The 15,663-nt window shown below is 69.3% G+C and carries 14 protein-coding genes; 10 read left to right on the top strand and 4 right to left on the bottom strand.

Translation table 11 applies throughout. The annotated features are described in order from the left end of the window. Nucleotides 1-48: 48 nt before the first annotated feature. From ACEN9Q_RS11595 to ACEN9Q_RS11585, 3 genes are all read left to right on the top strand, one after another. Complete coding sequence (locus tag ACEN9Q_RS11595) at nt 49-2,073, top strand: ATP-binding protein (protein ID WP_495628511.1); 2,025 nt, start codon at nt 49-51, stop codon at nt 2,071-2,073. Then, nucleotides 2,063-2,761, top strand: coding sequence for a two-component system response regulator KdpE (kdpE, locus tag ACEN9Q_RS11590; RefSeq protein ID WP_056444478.1), 699 nt, complete (start codon nt 2,063-2,065; stop codon nt 2,759-2,761). The genes ACEN9Q_RS11595 and kdpE overlap by 11 nt, the downstream gene beginning before the upstream one ends. Nucleotides 2,762-2,871: 110 nt before the next feature. Continuing rightward, nucleotides 2,872-3,558, top strand: a complete 687-nt coding sequence (locus tag ACEN9Q_RS11585; RefSeq protein WP_495628510.1) for a choice-of-anchor E domain-containing protein — start codon at nt 2,872-2,874, stop codon at nt 3,556-3,558. A 7-nt stretch (nt 3,559-3,565) separates the two neighbouring features. Here ACEN9Q_RS11585 and ACEN9Q_RS11580 read toward each other — a convergent pair whose 3' ends face one another. From ACEN9Q_RS11580 to ACEN9Q_RS11565, 4 genes are all read right to left on the bottom strand, one after another. After that, nucleotides 3,566-4,441 carry a cupin-like domain-containing protein gene (locus ACEN9Q_RS11580; protein WP_495628509.1) on the bottom strand — a complete coding sequence of 292 codons (876 nt, stop codon included), beginning with the start codon at nt 4,439-4,441 and terminating at the stop codon, nt 3,566-3,568. A 63-nt stretch (nt 4,442-4,504) separates the two neighbouring features. Continuing rightward, the gene (locus ACEN9Q_RS11575; RefSeq protein ID WP_495628508.1) at nt 4,505-5,839 is read right to left on the bottom strand and encodes an MFS transporter; all 1,335 of its coding nucleotides are present in this window, start codon (nt 5,837-5,839) and stop codon (nt 4,505-4,507) included. Between the two features lie 23 nt (nt 5,840-5,862). After that, nucleotides 5,863-6,648, bottom strand: a complete 786-nt coding sequence (locus ACEN9Q_RS11570; RefSeq protein ID WP_495628507.1) for a substrate-binding domain-containing protein — start codon at nt 6,646-6,648, stop codon at nt 5,863-5,865. 19 nt (nt 6,649-6,667) lie between these two features. Next, nucleotides 6,668-7,759: a porin gene (locus ACEN9Q_RS11565; protein ID WP_495628506.1), complete on the bottom strand. Its 1,092-nt coding sequence runs from the start codon at nt 7,757-7,759 to the stop codon at nt 6,668-6,670. A 111-nt stretch (nt 7,760-7,870) separates the two neighbouring features. Between ACEN9Q_RS11565 and ACEN9Q_RS11560 the strand changes: the two genes are divergently transcribed. The 7 genes from ACEN9Q_RS11560 (at nt 7,871) to ACEN9Q_RS11530 (ending at nt 15,651) form a co-directional block, all read left to right on the top strand. Continuing rightward, nucleotides 7,871-8,782: a LysR family transcriptional regulator gene (locus tag ACEN9Q_RS11560; protein WP_056444494.1), complete on the top strand. Its 912-nt coding sequence runs from the start codon at nt 7,871-7,873 to the stop codon at nt 8,780-8,782. Nucleotides 8,783-8,978: 196 nt separating this feature from the next. Beyond that, on the top strand, nt 8,979-10,208 hold the full coding sequence (locus tag ACEN9Q_RS11555; RefSeq protein ID WP_495628505.1) for an ABC transporter substrate-binding protein: 1,230 nt from the start codon (nt 8,979-8,981) through the stop codon (nt 10,206-10,208). Between the two features lies 1 nt (nt 10,209). Next, complete coding sequence (locus ACEN9Q_RS11550) at nt 10,210-11,085, top strand: carbohydrate ABC transporter permease (protein ID WP_495628504.1); 876 nt, start codon at nt 10,210-10,212, stop codon at nt 11,083-11,085. Next, nucleotides 11,082-12,011 (top strand): carbohydrate ABC transporter permease, encoded by a 930-nt coding sequence (locus ACEN9Q_RS11545; protein ID WP_495628503.1) that lies wholly within the window; start codon nt 11,082-11,084, stop codon nt 12,009-12,011. The genes ACEN9Q_RS11550 and ACEN9Q_RS11545 overlap by 4 nt, the downstream gene beginning before the upstream one ends. Nucleotides 12,012-12,014: 3 nt before the next feature. Continuing rightward, entirely contained in the window at nt 12,015-13,070 is a 1,056-nt protein-coding gene (locus ACEN9Q_RS11540; protein ID WP_495628502.1) for an ABC transporter ATP-binding protein, read from the top strand. Nucleotides 13,071-13,145: 75 nt separating this feature from the next. After that, on the top strand, nt 13,146-14,174 hold the full coding sequence (locus ACEN9Q_RS11535) for a LacI family DNA-binding transcriptional regulator (protein WP_495628501.1): 1,029 nt from the start codon (nt 13,146-13,148) through the stop codon (nt 14,172-14,174). Nucleotides 14,175-14,271: 97 nt separating this feature from the next. After that, nucleotides 14,272-15,651: a GH1 family beta-glucosidase gene (locus tag ACEN9Q_RS11530; protein ID WP_495628500.1), complete on the top strand. Its 1,380-nt coding sequence runs from the start codon at nt 14,272-14,274 to the stop codon at nt 15,649-15,651. The last annotated feature ends 12 nt before the right edge of the window (nt 15,652-15,663 follow it).

Below are 15,663 nucleotides of genomic sequence, written 5' to 3'. Positions count from 1 at the left end.
CGGCCGATTTTTATGCCGCTTTTACAGGCGATCGCTTACCATCCACGCATGCAGAGTTACGAATCGACGTCATCTTCAGGCTGCGGCGCCGCGGTCGCCGTGCTGCGCGCGGATGCCTGCGACGAGCGCACCGTCGCCTTTGCCGCCCGCCTGGCGGCGCTCGCCCAGGCGCCGTGGCACGCCGTCCTCGTCGAGAACGCGCGGACGCGCCGCCGCGGCGAAGCGGCGCGCCTGCGCACGCTCGAACTGCGGCGCGCCGCGCTGGCCCGGGGCGCGGTCACGGCCGTGCTCGAAGGGCACGATGCGGCGGCGGTCGTCGCCGGCTATGCGCGCCGCCACGGCTGCGCCACGGTCGTGCTGGCGCGCGAGCGCGCGTCCGCGTGGTGGCACACGCCGTTCGCGCGCCGGCTGGCACGGGCGGCGCCGGGGCTGGATCTGGTCGAGGTCGCGGCGCCGCCATCGGATCGCGCCGCCCCAGCCGCCGGCCACGCGCCGGATGCGCCCGCGGACACGCCGCCCGCGCCGCGCCGCTACCTGGCCGCCGTCGGCGCCAGCCTGGGCACGGCGCTCGTGGCGCTGCCGCTGCTGCCGCTGCTGGACGTCGCCAACGTCGGCATGCTGTTCCTGCTGACGGTGGTGCTCGTCGCGATCCGGCTCGGGCGCGGTCCCGCGATCGCGGCGACGCTGGTCGGCTTTTGCGCGCTGGTGCTCGCGGCGCCGCGCCACCGCTACGACGTCAGCGAATTCAAATACACGGTCGCGCTGGGCGTGATGCTGGCCGTCGGCTGGATCACGGCGCGCCTGACGTCGGACCTGCGCGAACAGGCGCAGGCCGCCATCGGGCGCGAGGCCCGTACCCGCGCGCTGTACGAATTCGCGCGCGCGCTGTCCGTCGCGCTGCAGACGGAGCAGGTGTTCGAGATCACCCGCCGCTTCCTCGCGCGCAGCTTCGACGCCGGCGCCGCAATCCTGCTGCCGGACGATGCCGCCCGCCTGCGCTGGCCCGAACCGGGCGCCGACGCGGAAGCGAAGGCGCCGGTGCTGAGCGTACTGGACATGGCGGCCGCGCAGTGGGCGTTCGACCACGCGGCGCCGGCCGGCGCGGGGACGGCCACGCTGCCCAGCAATCCATTCCTGTACCTGCCGCTGCTGGCGCCGATGCGTTCGCGCGGCGTGCTGGCCGTGCGCGTGCCCGACGTCGCGGCGCTGCTCGTGCCGGAGCGGCGCGAACTGCTCGATGCATTCGCGGCGCTGGCCGCCATCGCGCTGGAACGGGTGCACTACGTCGACGTGGCGCAGGACGCCGTCGTGCGCATGGAGGGCGAGCGCCTGCGCAATTCGCTGCTGGCGGCGCTGTCGCACGACCTGCGCACGCCGCTGACGGGGCTCGTCGGCCTGTCCGAATCGCTGACCTTGTCCCGTCCACCGCTCGCCGCCGCGCAGATGGAACTGGCGCATGCCCTGCGCGACGAGGCGCGGCGCATGAGCACCCTCGTCGCCAACCTCCTCGACATGGCGCGCATCCAGAGCGGCGGCGTGACACTCAACCTGCAGTGGCAGGTGGTCGAGGAGACGATCGGCAGCGCCCTGCGCGCCTGCCGCTGGCAGCTGGACGGACGCACGGTCGAGACGCGCATCCCGCGCGGCCTGCCGCTCGTGCGTTTCGACGCCACCCTGCTCGAACGCGTGCTGTGCAACCTGCTGGAAAACGCGGGCAAGTACACGCCGCCCGGCGCCCGCGTGACGATCGCCGCGCGCGCGGAGGACGGCCGGCTGCTGGTCGCCGTGTGCGACGACGGCCCGGGCCTGCCGGCCGGACGCGAGGACGCGCTGTTCGAAAAATTCGTGCGCGGCCGGCAGGAATCCCCGATCGCCGGCGTCGGCCTCGGGCTGGCGATCTGCCGCGCCATCGTCGAAGCCCACGGCGGCGCCATGCGGGCCTGGAACCAGCCGGACGCCGGCGCCTGCTTCGAATTCTCGCTGGCCCTGGGCGAGCCGCCGCCGCTCCCGGAGGCCGACCTCGAACCCCACGACACCGACACCGACACCGACACCGACAAGCATGAGCATTGAACCCGCCGCACCCGTCGCCCTCATCGTCGAGGACGAGCCGCAGATCCGCCGTTTCGTGCGCATGGCCCTGGAAGGCGAGGGCTGGATCGTGCACCAGTCCGAGACCCTCAAGCGGGGCCTGATCGACGCCGGCACGCGCACGCCGGACCTCATCATCCTCGACCTCGGCCTGCCCGACGGCGACGGCCTGCAACTGATCCGCGACGTGCGCGGCTGGAGTCCCGTGCCGATCATCGTCCTGTCCGCGCGCATCGACGAAGCGGACAAGATCACCGCGCTGGACGCCGGCGCGGACGACTATCTGACGAAGCCGTTCGGCATCGGCGAACTGCTCGCGCGCGTGCGCGCGGCGCTGCGCCGGCAGCACAAGGCCGGCGGCGAGACGTCGGCGCGGATCGCGTTCGGCCGGGTCGAGGTCGACCTGCACAAGCGCACGGTCCAGCGCGACGGCCAGCCCGTCCACCTGACGCCGACGGAATACAAGCTGCTGTCGGTGCTGCTCGCCAACCTGGGCCGCGTCGTCACCGCGCCGCAGCTGCTGCGCGAGGTGTGGGGGCCGTCGAACGCGGACAACGGCCATTACGTGCGCATCTACATGGGGCACCTGCGCCAGAAACTCGAGGACGATCCGGCGCAGCCGCGGCACCTGCTGACGGAGACGGCAGTTGGTTACAGGTTACAGCCATGATAGCGTTATTGTGTTAAATAAAACATGCATATGTGCAATTATTTCAATATTCTGGTTATAATATTAAGTTGTACCAACTGTTTTCAACTTGACAAGAAAGACGACCAGGAATGATGAAAAAGACATTTGCAGCGCTGGCGATCGCCGCCGCTTTTCTCCCGCTCGCCGCCGCGCAGGCGGCTACGGTCAGCTATACCGACAGCAAGGCGCTGACCACCACCAACTGGACCGATGCCCTGTCGTTTTCCAAATTCGACACGAGCCTGGGCACGCTGACGTCGATCCGCTTCGACCTGAGCGGCGTCGTGCAGGGCGTCGGCAACGCCGAAAGCCTGGATTCGTCGGCGTCCACCGTGAAACTGACGCTGGGCTCCCTGCTGGGCCTGACCCGTCCCGACAACAGCACGCTGGTGGTGACGAACCCGGTGTTCAGCCAGACCTTCGATTTCAGCGCCTTCGATAACGCGGTCAACTTCGACGGCACCTCGGGCGGGACCACCGGCAGCGTCTCGGCGACTGGCTCGGACTTCTTCGTTTCCAGCAGCGCCAGCGATTTCGCGCTGTTCTCGGCACTGGGCGGCGGCATGATCGATCTGGGCCTGAACGCCGTCGGCAATTCCAGCGGCACGGGCTCGGGCAACCTGATCACGCAATTCAACACGGCGGCATCGGGCGTGGCGAAAGTCACCTATACGTACACGCCGACGGTGGCCGTTCCCGAGCCGGCCAGCCTGGCGCTGGTGTTCGGTGGCCTGGGCCTGCTGGGCGCGACGCGCCGCCGCAACAAGAAGGCTTGATGGCTGGTCAGGGCGCCGTTCGCCGCAGCGCGGGATCGCCCTGCAATGCGAGCGGCAGTGCCCTGGCCCAGCGGTTGGCGGACAGCGAAAACGTCAGCGCGCGCACCTGGTGATACCACCCGGCCGGCACATACAGCATGTCGCCGGGGTCGACGATGCACTCGATGAGCGTCGCCTGGCGGGCGAGCGGAAACCGTTCGAAATCCGGATGCTCCGGGTCGAAGGGCGAGCCGACCAGCACCGGGTTCGCCTCGCGCGGGTACAGGAATTCGTCGTGGTGCGGCGGCGCGAGGAAGATCCGCTTGGTGCCCCACACCTGCGCGAAGATGTTGTCGTCGTAATCGCAATGCAGCGGCGTGACCGTGCCGGCGGGGCCGAGCCAGAAGCGCGGTGGTCCCATCTTGCCGAAATAGCCGGGCCAGTGGCACATCCCGTTCAATTCATTGATTTCCAGGTTGCCGACGTACGGCGGCAGCGCGTCCGTGCCGGCCGCCACGAGATCCAGGTAGGCGCGCATCGACATGTCCCGCATCGCGCGGTCGGGCGCGAACGCCGTGTTGATGTAGTCGCCCGTGCGGGCCCGCACGGGGACGTCGCCGAAACGGTCGCGCAGCATGTCCGGCGTGACGGCGCACAGGGGCCAGCGGCCCACCACGCCGGTGATCATGAACGGCAGGCCGCGTGCCGCCTGCGCCTGGAACGCGGCGCGGTCCAGCGCCTTGAAGCGCGCGACGGCGGCGGGCGGCGCCAGTGTGCGCGACGCGTCACGGATGGCGTCGCGCATGGCGGCGATCGATGTGATGCCGCGCACGTCGGCCGCTTTGCGTGCGCGTGCGTCCGGCTGTTCCGCCGGCGCGGGAGAGGGGTGTGAGGTGGTGGTCACCGGGCGTCGTCGTGGCGAGGTCGGGCTCGCATCATACGGAAAGCGGGCCGCCGCGGCAAGCCGTCAGGCGCGGACGGCGATGCGCTCCTTGACGATGCCGCGGTACACGAGGAACGTGGCCACGAGGCTGATCGCGCCCGCGCATGCCATCCAGTAGCCGGGGGCCGCCTTGTCGCCGGTGGCTTCGATCAGCCACGTGGAGACCAGCGGCGTCATGCCGCCGAACAGCGCCGTCGCGAGGCTGTACGCCAGCGAGAACCCGGTGGTGCGCACCTGGACCGGAATGATTTCCGTCAGCGCGACGATGGTCGCGCCGTTGTAGCTGCCGTACAGGAACGACAACCACAGCTCGACCAGCACCATGTGGCCGAAGCTCGGGTTGGCGATCAGCCACGCCAGCGCGGGATAGGCCGTCACCGCCGCCAGCGCCGAGCACACGGCCATCACGGGCCAGCGGCCGATGCGGTCCGAGAGGGCGCCCATGACGGGCAGCCAGATGAAATTCGACACCCCGACGCACAGCGTCACGAGCAGGCTGTCCGCGGTGCTCAGTTTGAGCACGCTCTTGCCGAACGTGGGCGTGTACACGGTGATCAGGTAGAACGCGACCGTCGTCATCACGACGAGCATGGCGCCGACCGTGACGAGCGGCCAGTTCAGGGCCATCGTGCGCATCATCTGGCGGAACGTCGGATGCGTTTTCTGCGCCAGGTAGGCCTCGGTCTCCTGCAGCGAGCGGCGGATGTAGAACACCACGGGGATGATCGAACAGCCGATGAAGAACGGGATGCGCCAGCCCCAGTCGGCGATGACCTCCTTCGCCATGGCCTGGTTGAGGGCGTAGCCCAGCGCGGCGGAGCAGATGACGGCGACCTGCTGGCTGGCCGATTGCCAGCTGACGTAGAAGCCCTTGTTGCCGGGCGTCGCCATCTCGGACAGGTAGACGGAGACGCCGCCCAGTTCCACGCCCGCCGAGAAGCCCTGCAGCAGGCGGCCGACCAGCACGAGCACCGGCGCCAGCATGCCGATGGTGGCATAGCCCGGTACGAACGCGATCAGCGCCGTCCCCGACGCCATGATCGCGAGCGTCAGCACGAGGCCCTTGCGCCGGCCGATGCGGTCGACGTAGCTGCCCAGGAAGATGGCGCCCAGGGGACGCATGAAGAATCCCGCGCCGAAGGTGGCGAAGGTCATCATCAGCGCCGCGTACTCGCTCGTCGCCGGGAAGAACGCCCGGGCGATCTGGTGCGCGTAGAAGCCGAACAGGAAAAAATCATACATCTCGATGAAATTCCCGCTCGTGACCTTGATGACGGTGCCGAGCCGGGACGGCGCGCGCGCCGGCGCGGCCGCGGCGGCTGTGACGTGGGCGGCCGTGGCGGTGGAGTGAGTGGACATGGTGACCTCTGGCGAAATGGGGTTCAGTGCGGGGCGGCGACCGGTTCCAGTCCGGTGGCCTCGATGGCGCGCGCGTTGGCAGGCGCGGCGAGGAAGCGCAGCAGCGCGCGCGCGGCCTCCGGATGGCCGGCGCCGCGCACCACGGCGCCGGCGAACTGCGTGTTGAGCTGCACTTCCTGCGGCATCAGGCCGACGATGTCGATGCCCTGCACGGGTTTCAGTTCGCTCTTCTGCTGGCATCCGAAATCGGCCTCGCCGCGGGCGATGATCTCGCCCACCGGCGTGGCGGGAATCTGCGCCGCCTTGCCCTCCATCTGCTGCCGGATGCCGAGCTTGTCCAGCAGTTGCCGCTTGATGTATTCGCCGCTCGCGCTGTCGGAATAGGCGACGCGGGACGCGTGCAGGAAGGCCTGGCGCAGGCCGTCGACGGTGCCGATGTCCGGCTGAGCGGCGCCGTGGCGGACGGCGCACGCGATCGGCGAGTTGGCGAGGACGACCTTGCTGCCCGGTTCGAGGCGCCCTTCGGCCATCAGCTTGTCGAGCGCGTCGCCCACCATGATGACGACGTCGATCGGTTCGCCCCGCGCGAGGCGCGCCGGGATCGCGTTCTTCGTGGTGCCCATCGACGGACCCCAGGCGGCCACCAGATGGTCGCCGCTGGCGCGTTCGTATGGGCCAGCCAGGTCCTTGTAGGCCTGGGCGAAGCCGCCCGAGCTGACGACGTGCACGTCCGCGGCGTGGGCCGACGCGCCCAGCGCGAGGGCGGCGAGCGCCGCCAGGGTCTTGTGTTTCAGGTGATGTGGTCGCATGGCGTTCTCTCCGTCTCCGTTAAAATTTCTGCATGAGGCCCAGCGTGAGGCCGGTGCCGTGGCGGTCGTTGGGCCGCGCTGCGGTGAGCCCCGCGGCGTCGCCGCGCCAGACCGTGTAGTCCGCTTCGGCATAGGCGGTGGTGCGCGGCGCCAGCATCTTTTCGATGAACAGGAAGGCGCGGTCGAAGCCGTCGTCGCGCAGGCCCGTGGCGGCGCGCCGCACGCTGTACCAGGCCGTGGTGACGAGGACGTCGCGCGCCGCCTGGCGGCTCACGCCCGCGGACCGCACGCGCTGGACGACCGTCTTGCCCGGGCCCGTCGCGGCGTCGTTGCGCGCGATGTTGGCCTTGAACTGCCAGCCGGCGGCCCGCACCGCCGCGCCGGCCGTCCAGGCATCGAGCGGCAGGCCGTCGCGGCTGCGGAACTGCATCGTCGCGCCGGAGACGACCCAGGCCGGACGCCGGTAAGCCAGCGCGACGCCGTGGCTCGAGGCCGCGGCCGCGTCGCCCGGCACTTCGCCGGCCGAATACGCGGCGCGCGCCTGCCAGGGGCCGACGTCGGCGGTGTACTTGACCGTGTTGTCCAGCCGGTAGAAGTTGTCCGCGTAGCCGCTCGGACCGTACTGGCGCCCGAATGCGTGCGTGCCGAACGCGGTATTGCTCAAGCCCGCGACGTTGATGTTCGGGTTGATGCCTGCATAGCGTTTGCCGAGCGGATCGACGGGGACGAGGGCGTCGGACAGGAGGTTCGGCTGGCGGCCCGCGGCCACCGTGCCGTACGGGGTGGCGAGGCCGGCCCAGGCCAGGCGGTCGAACAGGCGGTCGCCCTTGGCCTGGGCGCCCGTGTCGGCATTGATGCCGCCTTCGAGGCGGAACAATGCCTTCACGCCGCCCCCCAACGATTCCTGGCCCTTGATGCCCCAGCGGCTGGTGTTGTCGATGCCGCTGTTCACGAAGGCCGCATGGCCCGGCGGGGCGGGTGCGTTGCTGGCGGCGAGGCCGGACGCGCTGCGCACGCCGACGTCGACGATGCCGTACAGGTCGACGCCCGACTGGGCAAGGCAGGTTCCGCTCGACGCGAGCAGGATGGTAAAGGCGCAGGGATGGCGCACGGTGTCTCCTTGGTGGTTGCCTTCTTGGCGAGGCTGGGATGGCTGAGTGGATGAATCATCCACCAAATGGCATAATTTGATAATTGCAATTTTCCAGCGTATTCATGCACCATGCGCATCAATTACGACTTGCACGACTTGCAGGCATTCGTCGCCGTGGCGGAGCGCGCCAGCTTCCGCCAGGCCGCCGCCGACCTGTTCCTGTCGCAATCGGCGCTGAGCCGCCGCATCGACAAGCTGGAGGAGGCGCTGGGCGTCGTCCTGTTCGAACGCACGACCCGGCGCGTCCGGCTGACCAATGTGGGTCAAGCCTTCCTCGTCAACGTCCGCACCGCGCTGGACGGCCTGGAAGACGCGGTGCTGGGCGTCGCCGACCTCGCGGCGCACCGGACGGGATCGGTGACGCTCGCCTGCGTGCCGTCCGCCGTCTGGCACTTCCTGCCGGAGGTGCTGAAGGATTTCAGCGAGCGCTTTCCGCGCATCCGCGTGCGCGTCCACGACGAGAGCGCGCAGGACGTGCTGAATCTCGTGCTGAACGGCGAGGCTGACTTCGGCATCAACTTCACCGGCGCGGAAAACCCGGAGATCGTGTTCGAACCAATTTATGTGGAAAGCTATGTGCTGGCCATGCGGCGCGACCACCCGCTGGCGCGCCGCAAGACGCTGAGCTGGAAGGACACGGTCGGCGAGCGCTATATCTCGGTCGCCAAGTCGAGCGGCAACCGCAGCGTCATCGATGCCGCGCTGGCCGGCGTCGAGAAGCATCCGGTCATCCTGTGCGAAGTGAACCACGTCTCCGGCGTGCTGGCCCTCGTCGAGGCGGGCATGGGCGTGGCCGCGGTGCCCGGGCTGTCCGTGCTGCCGGGACGGCCGGACACGATCGTCGGCGTGCCGCTCGTGAACCCGGCCATTCACCGGACGCTGGGCCTGATCACCAAGCGCGATCACAGCATGGCGCCCGCGGCGCGGACCTTGTTCGGGATGCTGGCGGAAGCGCTGCGGCCGCGGAAAGGCCCGGCCTGACCGCGGCCCGCGTTGTTTTATCGAGAATCCGCTCGCCGGCCCGCGCCGCCTGTAGGACAATGCCGGCATCTTGTGTTTGACAGCGATTTTCGCCCGGTGCTATAGTCGGGCAACGGTCATGGGAACGTTTCCACGCGAACGCCATGACCGCATAAAACAGGCGCCGGCCCCGCCAGGACGCCATAACGGAGACAGCATGTACGGAACCCGCAGGTGGCTGCTCGGCGCGTCGTTGTGCGTATTCGCGGCGGCGGCACACGCCGGTCCCAGGGCGGAAGTGATCCACTGGTGGACGTCCGGCGGCGAATCGGCCGCCGTGAAGCAGGTCGAGCAGGCCTATCGCGCGGCCGGCGGCACCTGGGTCGACACCGCGATCGCCGGCGGCGACCAGGCGCGCGCCGTCACCATCAACCGCATCATCGGCGGCAATCCGCCCACCGCGGCCCAGTTCAACACCTCCAAGCAGTTCCTCGACATCATCGAGGAAGACATGCTCAATCCCGTCGACGACATCGCGCGCCGCGACCATTGGGACCAGGTCCTGCCGGCACCCATCGTCGACGTGATCAAGGTGCGCGGTCACTGGTACGCCGTGCCGATCAACATCCACATGCAGACGTGGATCTGGTATTCGAAAGCCGCGTTCGCGAAGGCCGGCATCGGGCGCGAGCCGGCCAGCATGGACGAGCTGTTCGCGGACCTCGACAAACTCAAGGCGGCCGGCCTGATTCCGCTCGCGCACGGCGGCCAGGCGTGGCAGGAGATCCTGCTGTTTTCGATGGTGCTGTCGAACCTGGGCGGCCGCGACCTGTACCTGAAAGTGATCCGCGACCGCGACCAGGCCGCCATCCATTCGTCCGCGTTCCGCCAGGTGCTGGTCGCATTCAAGCGCCTGCAGGGCTATGTCGATCCGGCATCGCCGGGCCGCAACTGGAACGACGCGACGGCGCTCGTGATCGGCGGGAAGGCCGGCATGCAGATCATGGGCGACTGGGCCAAGGGCGAATTCATCGCGGCCGGGCAGGCGCCGGGTCGCGAGTTCGGGTGCGTGCCGGGATTGGGCCGCGACAGTCCCTACCTGATCCAGGGTGACGTCTTCGTGTTCCCGAAAACGGACGATGCGGCCACGCTGCGCGCCCAGAAGCTGCTGGCGAGCGTCGTCGAGAAGCCCGCCGTGCAGCTCGCGTTCAACAGGCTGAAAGGGTCGATCCCGGTGCGGCTGGACGCCGACGACAGCCAGTTCGACGAGTGCGCGCGCAAGGGCATGGCGATCCTGCGCGATCCGCGCCGGCCGGTCGGCGTCGCCGAGGTGTACCTGACGCCCGACCAGAACGGCGCGCTGCAGGACGTGCTGACCGCCTACTGGAACACGAACATGCCCGTCGACCGGGCCCAGAACAGCATCGCTTCGGCGCTGCGCTACTGACATGGCGCGACGTTCCCTCACCCGGGCCACACCGTACGCGGCGCTGCTGCCGATGGCCGTCGTGGCCGCACTCGGCTACCTGGGCGCCGGCCTGTGGACGTTCTATCTGTCGCTGACCGGCTCGCGCACCTTCCCGTCCGGGCACTTCATCGGCCTCGCGCAATACCACCGCCTGTTCGACAACGAGCGCTGGATGCTGTCGCTGCACAACCTGGCCGCGTACGGCGCGCTGTTCGTGCTGGCGAGCCTCGTCATCGGCTTCCTGCTGGCCGTGTTCATCGACCAGAACGTGAAAGGCGAGGGCGTGTTCCGCACCGTGTTCCTGTACCCGTACGCGATGTCGTTCGTGGCGACTGGCCTCGTGTGGCAATGGCTCCTGAGCCCGGGCGACGGCATCGACGGCGCGATCCGCGCGCTCGGGTTCGGGCACGTCCGGTTCGACTGGATCGTGTCGCAGGACTATGCGATCTACACGGTCGTCATCGCCACCGTGTGGCAGGCGTCCGGCCTCGTGATGGCGCTGATGCTGGCCGGGCTGCGCGGCGTCGACCCCGAGATCCGGAAGGCGGCGCGGCTGGACGGCATCCCCGCCTGGCGCGTGTATGCCCAGATCATCCTGCCGATGCTGTGGCCGACCGTCGCCACCGTCCTGCTGCTGCTCGCGACGGCCGTCGCGAAGCTGTACGACGCCGTCGTCGCGATGACGCAGGGCGGTCCCGGCATCGCCAGCGAGGTCCCGGCCAAATTCATCATGGACCACCTGTTCCTGCGCTCGAACGTGGGCCTGGCTTCGGCCGGCGCGATCGTGCTGCTCGTTCCGGTGCTGGCGCTGCTCGCGCCGTACGCCTATGCCCGCAGCCGCAAGGAGACCGCATGAATCCGCAGACGATCGTCCCGCCGCTCGCCACCACGCCGGCCGCCGCCCACAGCAAGCCGCTGCGGCGCGCGCGGCGCCGCCTCACACCCGCGCGCATCGGCCTGTACGTGTTCCTGCTGGGCGCCGCCCTGTTCTTCCTGCTGCCGTTGTACGTGATGATCGTGACGTCGCTGAAGACGATGGACGAGATCCGCCAGGGCGGCATCTTCGCGCTGCCGCACGCGCTCACGTTCGAGCCGTGGCGCCTCGCCTGGAGCGGCGTGTGCACGGGCGCGGCGTGCGAGGGCGTGCGCACCGGCTTCTGGAATTCGGTCGCGATCACCGTGCCGAGTACCGTCCTTCCGATCCTGCTCGGCGCCGTCAACGGCTACGCGCTGTCGTTCTGGCGTCCGCGCGGGGCCAACATCCTGTTCGGCATCCTGATGGCCGGCGCCTTCGTCCCGGTGCAGGTGATGATCTATCCGCTCGTGCGTGTGATGGCGCTGGCCGGCATCTTCGGCTCGCTGCCCGCGATCGTGCTCGTGCACCTCGTGTTCGGCATGCCCGTCCTGACGCTGCTGTTCCGGAATTACTACTGCAACGTGCCGCACGAGCTGTTCCAGGCGGCGCGCATCGACGGCGGCGGTTTCTGGCGCATCTTCGCGCAGGTGATGCTGCCGATGTCGCTGCCCGTCATCGTCGTCGCCGCGATCATGCAGGTGACGGGCGTGTGGAACGACTACATCCTCGGCCTCGTGTTCGCGGGACGCGACAACATGCCGATGATGGTCCAGCTGAACAACGTGATCAACACCACGACCGGCACCCGGCAGTACAACGTGAACATGGCGGCGACGATCCTGACGGCGCTCGTGCCGCTCGCGCTGTACTTTTTCTCGGGCCGCTGGTTCGTGCGCGGCATCGCCGAAGGTAGCATGAAAGGATAAGGGATGGCCAACGTCTCGCTGCGCAAACTGAACATCGTCCTGGGCGGCAAGCCCATCATCCGCGACCTCGACCTGCATGTCGAACCGGGCGAATTCCTCGTCCTGCTCGGCCCTTCCGGCTGCGGCAAGTCCACGCTGCTGCACAGCATCGCGGGCCTGGTCGACAGCGAATCGGGGGCCATCGAGATCGGCGGGCGCGACATGACGGACTGCGATCCGAGCGAGCGCGGGATCGGCATGGTGTTCCAGTCGTACGCGCTGTACCCGACGATGACGGTCGAGGACAATATGTCGTTCGGCCTGCGCATCGCCGGCACGCCCAAGGCCGAGATCCGCCGGCGCGTGGACCGCGCCGCCGCCATGCTGCAGCTGGACGCGCTGTTGCGGCGCAAGCCCGCGCAGCTGTCGGGCGGCCAGCGCCAGCGCGTGGCGATCGGACGCGCGCTCGTACGCGAGGCCCAGGTGTTCCTGTTCGACGAGCCGTTGTCGAACCTGGACGCCAAGCTGCGCGCGGAACTACGCCGCGAGTTGAAACTGCTGCACCAGACCCTGGGCTCGACGATGATCTACGTGACGCACGACCAGGTGGAGGCGATGACGCTCGCGAGCCGCATCGTCGTGATGGAGAAGGGGGCGATCCAGCAGGTCGGCACGCCGCTGGACGTGTACGAGCGGCCCGCGAACCGCTTCGTGGCGGGCTTCCTGGGCGCGCCGGCGATGGCGTTCGTGGACGGCGCGCTGGACGCCGCCGGACGCTTCGGCGCCGACGGTTTCGACCTCGTGCCGGCGTACGACGCGGGGTCTCCGGCCGCGCAGCCGGCCGTCCTCGGCGTGCGGCCCGAACACGTCGAGATCCGCGCGGACGGCGCACTGCGGGGCGAGGTGACGCTCGTCGAACCGATGGGCAATCACCAGGTCGTGTGGCTGCGCTGCGGGAAGGCGCTGCTGGCCAGCATCGTGCATGACGCGCGCCGCTTCGCGCCGGGCGAACGGGTCGCGTTCGACATCGACGCGGCGCGGGTGTCGCTGTTCGATGCGCGGACGGGAAATCGCCTGTGAACGGCGCAAATACAGTATCCTTACGCCGCGCCGCCCCGGCGGCCCTGGCGAAACGTAAGCATTGAGGAAGAGTTTGTGGCGACTATCAAGGACGTAGCGAAGCTGGCCGGCGTTGGCCTCGGCACCGCGTCGCGCGTGGTGAGCGGGAAGGGATCGGTATCGCCGGCGACGCTGGCACGCGTGAAGCAGGCGATCGACGAACTGGGCTTCCGGCCGTCGCACGCGGCGCGCGCGCTGCTGTCCGGGACGAGCCGCATGGTCGGCGTCTACATCCCCGTGCTGAGCGGGACGTTCTACACGCCCATCCTGCAGATCATCGACACGGAACTGCGCGCGGCCGGCGTGCACATGGTGCTGGCGTTCGGCGTGGGCCTCGGCGACGAACGGCGCCAGGCCGTCGAGGGCATCGAATTCCTCGTCGAGCGCGGCTGCGACGGCCTCGTCGTGATGACGAGCGCGCTGCTGGAAGAGGACGTGGCCGCGCTGGGCGCCAAGTCCGGCCAGCTCGTCGCGCTGAACCACAGCTTCGAATCGATGCCGGACCAGTGCTTCACCGTCGACCACGCGCTGGGCGGGCGCCTCGCCGCGCGCGCGCTGCTGGACCAGAAACACCGCAAGATCGCCGTCGTCGAAGGCCCGCGCCAGCTGGAGGACAACCGCGCCCGCATCGACGGTTTCATGAGCGAGTTGCGCGAGCACGGCATCGACCCCGCGAAGATCTGGCGCCTCGAGAGCGACTTTTCGCCGGCCGGCGGCTGGGCCGCGGCCAAACAGCTGCTCGATTCCGGCTACGGCTGCACGGCGCTGTTCTGCGCCAACGACGAGATGGCCGTGGGCGCGCTGTCGTACTTCCAGGAGGCGGGCATCCGCGTGCCGCACGACCTGTCCGTGCTGGGCTACGACGACACGCCCAGCGCCGCGTTCTCCGCGCCGCGCCTGACGTCGGTGCACATGCCGTGGCGCGAGATGACGCAGAACGGCATCAACGCCTTGCTCAACCTGTGCTACGACATGCGCCGGCCCGTCACGCGCGAATTCCCCGTCAGCGTCACGTTGCGCGCGTCGCTCGCGACCGCGCCGGGCGGGAGACGCAAGGCCGCCTGACGGCGCCGCCGCGATCCAGGCGCGCGGCCGCATGCGCGCTTTTTTTTGCGGCGCATCTGGAAAGCTTTCCAATTACAACCATAACAGACCGACTACCATGACCACCAACGACCATTTCCCGGGCGCCGCCGGCCCCGAGCCGCACGCGCCGCAGCGCGCCGATTTCGGCAGCGATTTCCTGTGGGGCTGCGCCACCTCGTCCTACCAGATCGAGGGCGCGGGTGCCGTCGACGGCCGGGTCGAATCGATCTGGGACCGCTTCGCCGCCACGCCCGGCAAGATCCGCGACGGCTCGTCCGGCGCCGTCGCCTGCGACCACTATCACCGCTGGCCGGAAGACCTGGACATCGGCCGCGACCTGGGCCTGAACGCCTACCGCTTCTCGATCGCGTGGCCGCGCATCTTCGACGGGACGGGCGGCAAGCCGAACGAGAAGGGGCTGGACTTCTATTCGCGCCTCGTCGACGGCATGCTGGAACGGGGCCTGCAGCCGTGGGCCACGCTGTACCACTGGGACCTGCCGCAATGGCTGCAGGACCGCGGCGGGTGGGCGGACCGCGGGACGGTCGACGCCTTCCTCGAACTGGCCGATGCGATGACGCGCCGCCTCGGCGACCGTGTGCAGCACTGGATCACGCACAACGAACCGTGGTGCACGGCCATCATCGGCAACTACGAAGGCTGGCATGCGCCGGGCCTCAAGGATCTCGGCACGGCACTGCAGGTGGCGCATCACGTGCTGCTGTCGCACGGTAAGGCGGTGCCCGTCATCCGCGCCAACGTGCCGGATGCGCAGGTCGGCATTTCACTGAGCCTGCACCCGCTGCGTCCCGCCAGCGCCGCGCCGCGCGACGTCGCCGCGATGGAACGGCACGACGGGCTGCGCTACCGCTGGTTCCTCGACCCGCTGTACGGCCGCGGTTATCCCGAGGCGACCCTGGCGCAAGTGGGAGCGGCGGCGCCCGTCGTGCTGCCGGGCGACCTGGAGGCGATCGCCGTGCCGACCGATTTCCTCGGCGTGAATTACTACTTCCCGGAGACGGTCGCGGACGACCCGGACCACGGCCCGCTCGGTGTGCGCATCCTGCCCGCGCAGGGGGAGACCACGGCGATGGGCTGGCCGGTGGCGCCGCAGGGCTTGTCGGAACTCCTCGCGCGCATCGACCGCGATTACCGTCCCGGCCCGCTGTACGTGACGGAGAACGGGTCGTGCTACGACGACGTGGTCGCGGGCGACGGCGAGGTCCGCGACGTGGAACGGCGCCGCTACCTGATGCGCCACCTGGCCGCGCTGCGCCAGGCCGTCGCCGACGGCGTGCCGGTGAAAGGCTATTTCGCCTGGAGCCTGCTGGATAACTTCGAGTGGGCGGAAGGCTATCTGCGCCGTTTCGGCCTCGTGCACGTGGATTACGGCACGCAGCGGCGCACGTTGAAGGACAGTGCGAAATGGTATCGGGGGTTCCTGCGCGGGGCGTGAACGCAAGCGGGC

The organism is Massilia sp. Masssp93, assembly GCF_059491295.1.
This window is presented reverse-complemented; position numbering and strand designations above follow the sequence as displayed.